This is a genomic window from Methanoregula sp. (assembly GCF_002835825.1).
Taxonomy (GTDB): Archaea; Halobacteriota; Methanomicrobia; order Methanomicrobiales; family Methanospirillaceae; genus Methanoregula.
In genome coordinates this window covers 1-6,024 of sequence record NZ_PIZH01000113.1, presented here as the reverse complement: position 1 = coordinate 6,024, position 6,024 = coordinate 1, and the positions used below count along the sequence as shown (strand labels likewise).

Genomic DNA, 6,024 nt, shown 5'->3' with positions numbered 1-6,024 from the left:
CCATTGAGAGTATGGATCACAGTCCTGTTGCTGACGAGGCGTGAAGATGGTGAACGAGAACGCAATCATGACTGGGGCAGAACTGAAGGAAGCGCTCGGTCCGGAAAAGTGGGACGAGTTTTTAGGCTATGTTGCCGAAGGAATTGCCGCAAGAATTGTCGAGAAACAGATCAAGGCATAATCCCCTTTTTTTCATCAGTCACGTCCAATCATACCAACACCATCCCGATCGCCTGCTGGAAGGGCAGGGTACTCGGTGCAATGGGCTCCGAATTTTGGGAGCGGGGAAAAAGAGTACTACTTCTCATTTCTGATCATTTTGTCGACGTTCACAACTACCAAGTCCGACACCTGCGGCACTTGCTGCATTTTGTCAAACTCAGCTTTGAGTTCCGCTTTCGTCCAAACTGGATAACCACACCACCTTAAAAATTTTGTAAGGATCATCAGTCCGGTTCCTCGCAGGATTGGAAATCCCTGAACATACCGGTCGCCGGGTCGATTTTTCCCCGGGCCTTGATCATTTCAACGGCTGCCGCCTCCCGCTCCCGTGCCTGCTCCCGGAAAAATTCGGGTATCTCATGCGCGCTCTCCAGCGGCCTCCCGTTCCGAACATCGCGTGCTCTCTGCTGTTCTGCTTCCATTTCCGAGAGGTCCTTCGAACCATGACGGGGCATTGGAGGGCGTTCCACCGGAGCGATATTGTTGAAGGCTGCACGGGGATCGTTGCCGGTACCGCAGTGCTCCCCGGCGGCTGCTTTCTTACAGCTCATGAACACGAGGATGTGGTTTGGATCGACGCGACCGTTTATGCGCCCCGCATTGTCAATCTGCGCATCGAAGCCAGTGGACAAACCAAGCTTGTTATTTTTGGCAAGCTCCGCTGCCTGGGGATCTGATAGGAGCGCATCGGCAACTATCTGCGAACCGGTGACGCGGGTGTTCTTCGGGTTTCCAATGATACGATATCCGTACACCTTGGCGGTCCCGATGGGGTCCCGTGCAAGGGCAGCGTGGTCCGGGTGGACCGGCTTGATCCCCGGCGGACAAAAGAGGATGGGGATCTTGTTCCACGCATCGGCGGTCGGCGCGAAATTATCCACACCATAGAAGACCTTCCCGATCTTTGATGGTCCTGGTAACCACTGCGACAAGCCTTGCAGCACGACCTCGTGCTCGCTCTGGAAGCTGCCGGTGTTGTTGACTGCGGTCATGGATTCCCCGGTACGATGAGGTTGCCGACGATATCCTTACGGGCTGCCTCAAATGCCGCATGTGCCTGTACTGCCAAGACAATGATCTTCATCAGCCGGGGATCGAAGTCGGTGTTCGGTGCATCACCGGACCGGTCTGCCGCATGGTGATCGTAGCTGTTCAAGAAATTCCGGGCCATCATCGCCCGGTTATGCCGGGCTTTCCGCTGCTGATCGAAATCTTCCCCGGGGATATTAATGAGGATGCCTCTAAATTGGCTGAGCATCTTAAGCCGGTCTTCAATTTCAGTAAGTGCACCCTTTTTAGCGTCCTTACATTCCCGGTTAATGTTCTCCTGCGATTCATTGGCGATCACCGTTGGAAGCCGCTCCATAACGGCGTCCATGAGTTCTTTAATCTGTTCGGTGCTTGTGATCACTTTCGTGTCTTGAATCAATCTCATTTCGTTTCATCTCCTTGATAATTTTGAATGGGCTCACCGTGGTTGGCGGGATGCACAGGTTCCAACGGATCATTGCCCTCGTTGTCGGTTATCACGACCTTGCCGTTCCTGATGGCGAACACCTGGGAACAAGTTTTGCATATCCACAATCCCTGTTGTCGCCGCAGGCGTGAACTCCTGCACGTCGGACAACGGATTTTGTGAATGTTGACGAATGCCTTTTTTATCGCCATCATCGGTATCCACGGGCATAATATTCGTAGTCGGCAATCGTCCAATCCTGATGGAATGAGTTCGGGGGTTCATCGTCCATCCGCAACCCGCCGAATGATATCAGTGGCATCATTTCCCCGGGTGCAGCTTTTGGAGCGTACCACACGGCGAGAGCACTGCTCAAAACGAGATCATCGTGTATGGATTCCCGCCATGCTCCATACGAATCATTTCCCGCTGTCGAAATTTTGATCTTGAAATTCAACATTTCCGTGACGAGGTTGTTGGTTTCCTTCAGATCCTTGGCGACCTTCAGTTTCCCATTCTGGAGGGCAACGGTCAGTCCAGCCACAAGGTCCCTCTTGGGAACACGCCATTCGCCATTGACACGGTTCGCATCGTTGCCGCTGGTAATCGTGACGGGTACGAAGGGGATCTCCCGTTCTTCAAACATCGAAGTCACTCCCCGGCCAACGCCGGTCTGGTCCACGACAAGGGTATGATTCCCCGGCAGTTTGCCTAACAACCGCTCCACCTGGGAGCAGACAGTCTGATACTTCGTTCCCAGCTTGAACCGCTGGATGTGGCGCAGGTGCATTATGCCGGACGGCATGACCTCAAGAATGCACAGTGCTGAATAGTCGTTCATCAGGCCAAGGTCAAGACCTGCTACAAACTCATTCATAATCAGATACCTCGAATAGTGGTTTCACATCGCTATCGATGGCGCTCATCACGAGATCATAACCGAAAACATTGTCCTCGGCTTCCATGAAGGAGCAGAGATATTCCTGGTTGTAGAACCAGTCACCCATCGACTTTTTTTCTTCAGCAAGGAACTCTGCGGTTATTCGTGGACAATCGGATGCCGGTATCATGACCCGTTCCCAGCCGTCGCCGCCATCTGTCCACGCTTGCCAGAAGAAACCGCGCTTTCCAAAAGGAGTACTCAGGATAATGATCCGGCCATTGCTGACGGCCACAAGCGGCCTGACACCGAAGTAGATATCGTCCAATACCCGGCTGGCTTCATCGATGATCAACAGGTCCACTGCGGAGAATCCCCTAGAGGTGACGGTGGACCCGGGCAGTGCGATGATCCGGCTCCCGTTGGCGAACTCCAATCTGCTCTCGTTGTCCTTCGTGATGCCGGGCTTATCCGACATCAGTGCCAAGAACAACTTCACCTTCTTCAATGACTCCGACGATTGTGTCTGCGATGGTGAGATGATCACAACCGATGCCGGTGCTCTGAATACCGCAGTATGTAAGGCGAGGATGCCGGTTACGGTGGACTTGCCGGTCTGTCGTGCACAGTTTAGGATCATCCTCTTGTGCGATCCATCAAGCACGTTCTCCTGCCAAGGATCCGGTACGATGCCGAGAACGTCTTCGGACCAGCGCGAAGGCGACAGGCCGTGTATCAGCCCTTTGTTCATTCGGTCGGGCATTCTATCACCTTCATGCCTTCAAGTGCTGCCAGAACCGCAATACGAGCGTCAGGATAGGGTTCCAGTGCTCGGATCACCCGGCTGATGGTTTCCGAGTATTCCTTCGGGCTGACTCCTTGGTTCACAGTCAGGTCGCGGACGTTCATCCCCGCAACAGAATTGGTCAGATTATACAACGTTTCAATCGATGCTCGTGCTTCCCTGATGCCCGCCAGTGCCGTTCTCTTATCGCCTTCTGCCTCCGCTGCGTCAAGGATGCGGACGGCCTTGCCGAGCAATCCCTTTGTCCACTTGACCATATCCTCCGCCTGGGTGATAGCTACAATATCCCCTCGCTTATCGTCGGGGCAGAGCGGGCTGCCTGCGGCCTTCTGCATCGTTCGGCAGATGTGCCCCTCGTTCTTATGCCGGTGCACCGTGGACTTGCTGACACCGAACTCCTCCGCGATGGACCTGACCGTCCGACCGTTGACGATGGCCGCTTCGATATCTGTCCTGCGGGGGCTGGAACAGATAGTGCACTGCCAGTCGACACTGGTCATGATGTGCACCTATTTTTATAATAAAGAATTTTAAAGGCAGATTGCCGTCCGAATGGTAGAAAACCACCAGTTTTTGAGAACGGATCAATACTAGAACATAACCCTGCGGTCGTATGCTGTATGGTAGCAGATGCTTGAACAACGAGATTTGAGTTAAAACAACTCTGGTCAAGGTGGGACAAGCGACTGGTCAGCGAGTCCCCTTTTTTGATGAATATCCAAGATATCCAACATGAAAGCAAACCTATACTATAACTATTGATTTTACGTACTTCCTCTAGGGTTGATTTTAATATGGATATGCTGGCAAGTTGGTCTATATCCTGTCCCACCCTTAATTCCCTCAAAAAAGAGAGGGTGTCATGCGATCACCGTGGCCTGGGTGGTTTCCTTCGCAGGAGCCTTGTCGGGATATACCGGGTCGACGCCCTTGATCTTGTATCCCTGGTAGCAGTGCTGTTGTTTTTTCCCGACCATCGGCCTTACGGATAATGCTCCGCTCCGCAGCATGGCTTCGGTCAATGCCCGCTGGGATTCAATCTCATAATCACCATCGTCGCAGAACTCGGTGTACATGTGGAATACGTCAGCCTTGACCAGCACGGCATCCTTGCACCGTTCAAGTTCTTCCTGAATGAACCGGTGACTGCTGCTGGCATCATTCAGCCATGTGAATTCCACGGAGTCGGTTGTTGTCAATCCGTCCTTGATGATCTTCTGCATCTGCTGAAGCACGAGGTTCAAGAGCCCTGAAATATTAGCATCGGTGAATGTCCGTTCGGTGAACGTGCTGTCCACCTTGAATGCCTTCTTGAATTCCAGCGCGATCCACCGGTCCCAGAAAGCATCATCGCCGGTGGTGATCTTCGGGTACTTGTTGGCAGAGAATACAAGCAGGGCTTTATTTTTCATCTGGAACGGATCTTTGAATTTCCGTTCGACAGTGATCGTGTCGCCGCCGGTTAGAGTCTTGAAGACACCGATGTCGCGCAGCTTCTGGTCGGATAGGTCGGCATAGCTGTTGATGATCTTCCCATTCAGCTCGGCCAGACGGAACTTGTCGAACAACAATGCTTGCAGACTGACGGATGAACATACAGGTGATCCGAATAGGTGCTGGACCAACAGGTCGATAAAAGTGGACTTCCCGCTGTTCTTGGTACCCTGCAGGAAATACGCTTTTTTATACTGCCTGCCGAGCATTCCGAGCATAGCGTGTGCCGGTATCTGCAGGAGAATGTTGGTGTCTACTCCGAGAGAATCCAGATATTCTTTAATGGGTTCGCTGTTCGCTGATGCGTCGTAGGCCGCTGCCAGTTGGTAATTAAACCGATATGCCGGTGAGATGGGTTCTGATGTTGTGGTTCCGGTGGTGAAGTCAATCTTCAGGACACCATTGCGGACCGGGATGGCATTCGGGTGAAGGTTGAACGGGTATTCGGTTTCGACCTTGGCATACGTCAAGTAGTGCCGGACCTGTGCTGCGGCATTGGTGATTCGGCCATCACTGGCGATTCCCCGTTGTAGGAGTTCGGTCGTGATGCGACTGTCGAGATACCCGTCATCTTCGACATAGATGCCGTCCTGGTATCGGTACAGGCTCTTTTTGAAGGACAGGACACTGCATTCGTCGCGGATATAGTTCGCGATGTTGCTGTAGTCGTACGGGTGATCCTCCTTGAACTGGTTCGCGGCAACCTTCTCCTGGGACCGCTTGTTGCTGATGATTTTAAGGGCATCTGCGGCTATCTGACGGGCCTGTTCACTGGCGTCCATTTTTCACCCCAAGAAACGTCTGGCATGATGTCAGCAAATCGGATTCCAACATCAAGTCCCAGTATGGTGGGGATCGCATACCCATCCGTTCACAATGGGATAATAGCTCGTAAACCGGACTGTGAAACTCCATGTGCATCCCCTGTCGTGTTCCCAGTTGTTTCTTGAATGAACCTGGCATACTGCTCGGGGCTCATCCGCCGGATCTCCTGCTGGAGATATTTTTGATACCCCGGTGTCTGCGGTATCTCGTTGCGCTGAACGCGCCGGATGATCCGCCATGTGCGTGGCCACGAGGCCTCGGGAATCATCATACCAGACGCCACCGTCCGGTCTTGATAGCTATCTCAGCTGCGCAACGGTGGAGCTCTGGCAGGTGTTCCAA

Annotated in this window: 8 protein-coding genes; 2 read left to right on the top strand and 6 right to left on the bottom strand. The window is 52.9% G+C overall.

The window, feature by feature from the left end; all coding sequences use genetic code 11:
- Nucleotides 1–46: 46 nt before the first annotated feature.
- On the top strand, nt 47–181 hold the full coding sequence (locus tag CW742_RS05665; RefSeq protein ID WP_292417687.1) for a hypothetical protein: 135 nt from the start codon (nt 47–49) through the stop codon (nt 179–181).
- Between the two features lie 265 nt (nt 182–446).
- Here the strand turns inward: CW742_RS05665 and CW742_RS05660 are convergent, their stop codons facing one another.
- Both CW742_RS05660 and CW742_RS05655 read right to left on the bottom strand, forming a co-directional pair.
- Nucleotides 447–1,214, bottom strand: a complete 768-nt coding sequence (locus CW742_RS05660) for a hypothetical protein (RefSeq protein ID WP_292417684.1) — start codon at nt 1,212–1,214, stop codon at nt 447–449.
- Nucleotides 1,211–1,657, bottom strand: coding sequence for a hypothetical protein (locus CW742_RS05655; protein ID WP_292417681.1), 447 nt, complete (start codon nt 1,655–1,657; stop codon nt 1,211–1,213). The genes CW742_RS05660 and CW742_RS05655 overlap by 4 nt, the downstream gene beginning before the upstream one ends.
- A 50-nt stretch (nt 1,658–1,707) precedes the next feature.
- On the opposite strand from CW742_RS05655, the gene CW742_RS05650 reads away from it, so the two are divergent.
- Nucleotides 1,708–1,830 carry a hypothetical protein gene (locus CW742_RS05650; RefSeq protein ID WP_292417678.1) on the top strand — a complete coding sequence of 41 codons (123 nt, stop codon included), beginning with the start codon at nt 1,708–1,710 and terminating at the stop codon, nt 1,828–1,830.
- 59 nt (nt 1,831–1,889) lie between these two features.
- Here CW742_RS05650 and CW742_RS05645 read toward each other — a convergent pair whose 3' ends face one another.
- From CW742_RS05645 to CW742_RS05630, 4 genes are all read right to left on the bottom strand, one after another.
- Nucleotides 1,890–2,555 (bottom strand): hypothetical protein, encoded by a 666-nt coding sequence (locus CW742_RS05645; protein WP_292417675.1) that lies wholly within the window; start codon nt 2,553–2,555, stop codon nt 1,890–1,892.
- The gene (locus CW742_RS05640; protein WP_292417672.1) at nt 2,548–3,321 is read right to left on the bottom strand and encodes a terminase large subunit domain-containing protein; all 774 of its coding nucleotides are present in this window, start codon (nt 3,319–3,321) and stop codon (nt 2,548–2,550) included. Before CW742_RS05640 ends, CW742_RS05645 begins: the two co-directional genes overlap by 8 nt.
- Entirely contained in the window at nt 3,306–3,863 is a 558-nt protein-coding gene (locus CW742_RS05635; RefSeq protein ID WP_292417670.1) for a sporulation transcriptional regulator SpoIIID, read from the bottom strand. Before CW742_RS05635 ends, CW742_RS05640 begins: the two co-directional genes overlap by 16 nt.
- Nucleotides 3,864–4,223: 360 nt before the next feature.
- Complete coding sequence (locus CW742_RS05630) at nt 4,224–5,639, bottom strand: phage/plasmid primase, P4 family (protein ID WP_292417667.1); 1,416 nt, start codon at nt 5,637–5,639, stop codon at nt 4,224–4,226.
- Nucleotides 5,640–6,024 lie beyond the last annotated feature (385 nt).